At 68.6% G+C, this 1,736-nt stretch carries 2 protein-coding genes; both read right to left on the minus strand.

The annotated features are described in order from the left end of the window. A partial coding sequence (locus VF662_RS04855) for a substrate-binding domain-containing protein (RefSeq protein ID WP_464138352.1) occupies positions 1–307 on the minus strand: 307 nt, incomplete at its 3' end. 38 nt (positions 308–345) lie between these two features. Next, a complete protein-coding gene (locus VF662_RS04860; RefSeq protein ID WP_464138355.1) occupies positions 346–1,620 on the minus strand; it encodes an ATP-binding protein in 1,275 nt (424 codons plus the stop codon). Positions 1,621–1,736: the final 116 nt, after the last annotated feature.

Consider the following 1,736-nt stretch of genomic DNA (forward strand, 5'->3'; position numbering starts at 1 on the left):
TGGCGCAGGTCTCGAGCTCGGACTTCTTGATCCGGCGCGAGGCGTTGGTCATGTCGGGGAAATTGTCGCCGACGCCGCCGCAGAAGAGCTTCATGCCAGCGCCGGTGCCGGTCGATTCGACGATCGGCGCCTTGAAACCCGCATTGGTCTGCGCGAACCGCTCGGCGACCGCGGTCGTGAACGGGTAGACGGTCGAGGACCCGACGATCTGGATCTGCTGGCCCGAAGCGCCCCCGCCGTCGTTGCCCTTGCCGCAGGCCGAAAGCGCCAGCGCCGCGAGCGCAGCCGCCACAAACTTGTTCTTCAAATTGCCCTCCATCGGCCCGCTCGTTCGGGCTTCGCGGCCTAGCTATCGAGCTTCGGCGTGACTTCTGTGACGCTTCCGTGACTCTTTGATGACAGCGGCGGCGCGCTCGGCAGGTCGACGATCACGCTCGTGCCTTCGCCGAGCCTGCTCCGGATATCGAGCCGCCCGCGATGGCGTCCGACGATGTGCTTGACGATGGCGAGGCCAAGCCCGGTGCCGCCCATCGCCCGGCTGCGGCTCGCCTCCACCCGGTAGAAGCGCTCGGTGAGGCGGGGGAGATGCTCCTGGGCGATGCCTTCGCCGCGGTCGATGACGCTCATCCGGAGCATGTCCTGGCCAGCTTCCTCAAAGCGGACGGTGATCGGCTCGCCGGGGCGCCCGTATTTGAGGGCGTTCACGACGAGGTTCTGGAGGAGCTGCAGGAGCTGCGATTCGTCGCCGAGCGCCGCGGGTTCGGGCCCGCGCACGTCGACCAGCAAGGCGCCGCCGCTTTGCTCGATCATCGCCGCGCAGCTTTCGCGGACCTGCTCGACCAGCGGAAGCAGCTCCACCCGCTGCCGAGGCGGGCTGAAGCGCTCGCCTTCGATCCGGGAGAGGGAGATGAGATCGTCCACCAGCCGGTGCATGCGCGTCGCTTCATCGAACATGATCCGGACGAAGCGGCTGCGGAGCGCTTGGTCCGCCGCTGCGTCATCATCCTGAAGCGTCTCCAGGAAGCCGAGGATGGTGGCGAGCGGGGTCCGCAGCTCATGGCTGGCGTTGGCGACGAAATCGGTTCGCATCTGCTCGGAGGCATGCGCCTGGCTTCGATCGGCGAGGTGGACGAGCCGGTTGCCGTCGGCGAGCAGGGTGGTGACCATCTCCCAGCGGCGGTCGGGGTCGCCGAGGCCGGCAAGGTCGGTGCGGGTCACATCCTGTGCCGGCTCGTCCCCGTCGCGGTCGATGAGCCGGTCGGCGGCGGCGGGGTGGCGGATCGCGAGGCGGACGTCGACGCCCTCGATATGCTCGCCGAGGACGGAGCGGGCGGCGGAATTGGCGAGCAGCACCCGGCGGTTGCGGACGAGGAGCAGCGGCTCGGCCATCGCTTCGAGGAGCTGGGCGGGGTCGGCAAGCGGCGGCGGAGGCGCTTCCGCGGCGGGCGCAGGCAAAGGATCGGGCTCCGGGCGCGGCCGCAACAGCGCAAAAGCCGCGGCGCCTCCGAAAAAGGCGAGCAAGGCGGCGGCGATGGGAGCCCCCGCAACGATCGCAAGGAGGAGGCCCAAAGCGGCCGAACCAATCCCAGCGAGCGCGCGCACGATCCGGTTCGGCCCCATGGACCTGTCTCTTAACGGGATGGGGCGCGGTTCGCCACCGCTCGCATTTTCGGAGCTTTACCCTTATTAAACGGGCCGGATTGTACCCAGGGCGTGCCATGAGCGAAGAGAAGGAT

Source organism: Allosphingosinicella sp. (assembly GCF_036387215.1).
Classification (GTDB): Bacteria; Pseudomonadota; Alphaproteobacteria; order Sphingomonadales; family Sphingomonadaceae; genus Allosphingosinicella.

Bases quoted from the DNA above. Each gene is read 5' to 3' on its own strand.
- VF662_RS04860 (WP_464138355.1), bottom strand. From the start codon at position 1,620: ATGGGGCCGAACCGGATCGTGCGCGCGCTCGCTGGGATTGGTTCGGCC.